Source organism: Streptococcus australis (assembly GCF_019930045.1).
GTDB lineage: Bacteria > Bacillota > Bacilli > Lactobacillales > Streptococcaceae > Streptococcus > Streptococcus australis_D.
Map to the genome: position 1 here is coordinate 1 of NZ_JAHZQQ010000126.1, position 733 is coordinate 733.

The 733-nt window shown below is 29.2% G+C and carries 1 protein-coding gene; it reads right to left on the reverse strand.

The window, feature by feature from the left end; all coding sequences use genetic code 11:
- Positions 1-60: 60 nt before the first annotated feature.
- Positions 61-733, reverse strand: a 673-nt coding sequence (locus tag K1J10_RS10645) for a hypothetical protein (protein WP_223357348.1), incomplete at its 5' end; no start/stop codon positions are given.

A 733-nucleotide genomic window follows, 5' to 3' on the forward strand; every position in this document is an offset into this window, starting at 1 on the left:
ACACACTTGAAAGCTTATTTGATTAACACTCCGCAACTTTACTTGAGTGTTTACACAAAATTATTGACAGAATCTTTTTCGTTCATGATTATAGGCTAGAAATAGCACTAGTAGTAAATCTAAACAGACATAAATTGTATAGCTTAACAAGATAGCCCATGTTACCTTACTAAAAATAAGTATCATTAACGAAATGATGTGCATCATTCCAATTGTTACTAAAAATGTGGCATATCGATCAACTAACTTCCATCCTAAGAATTTCATAGTATTTTGATACTGATGACGACAAATAAAACCAATTAAAATCATAAAATAAGAAATTGCAATACTTATTAGTATTAAAATGAATAGCACGAATAAAAAATTATTTCTACCTGCTCTTAAAGAATCGACCTTATTTTGCTGAATATCGTGCAATGTTGAAAATTTAATTTTAGTATCCTCGTCGTTAGTCGTAGCAATTCTGTTTGCAATTTGGAAATTCTCTTTTGATTTTGGAATCTTCAATGGATTACTGATTCCAGTATTTGTAAGATACGCTGCTTCTTCAAATAATAAATCGTCACTCACTATTGAAAAAATTGGTTGTGTGAAATTTTGGGATATATTTTCATTATACGGAAATAAATCAACCTGATTTTTATAATAAATAATTTGCCCTGTTGTAAAATGAAGTGCAACACAAAAGACACGTTCATCTGATATACTAGAATTGCGAAAAACAGCATAA